Raw genomic sequence first — 301 nt, forward strand, 5'->3', positions numbered from 1 at the left:
GGCTCGGCTCCAACTCCGGCGAGCGGATTTTGTCGTCGACCCGGGCGATCTCCAATGCAGGACGGACGTTCCTGCTCGTAGACCAGAAGGCCTTTGCGGCGCTCGCACTCTGCGACTACGCCTCCTTGTTGAAGACCGCCCGCATCGTCCTGGAGGGCAAGGGCGCCGACCTGATCGCCGACCCGCCCGTTCGCGACGCTTACCTTGGCGGCTGACCCGAGGCGGCGCCCTTGCCCGCCAGGACGATGCGGCCGGTCTCCAACAAGTAGGCGTAGTCGCAGAGTTCGAGCGCGGCAAAGGC

At 67.1% G+C, this 301-nt stretch carries 1 pseudogene; it reads left to right on the forward strand.

Features of this window, described 5'->3' with window-relative positions:
• A pseudogene (locus tag MKK70_RS10065) lies at nucleotides 1-215 on the forward strand (ABC transporter ATP-binding protein); the annotation flags it as partial.
• Between the last annotated feature and the right edge of the window lie 86 nt (nucleotides 216-301).

Origin of the sequence: Methylobacterium sp. E-041 (genome assembly GCF_022829665.1) — a bacterium.
Lineage (GTDB): Bacteria > Pseudomonadota > Alphaproteobacteria > Rhizobiales > Beijerinckiaceae > Methylobacterium.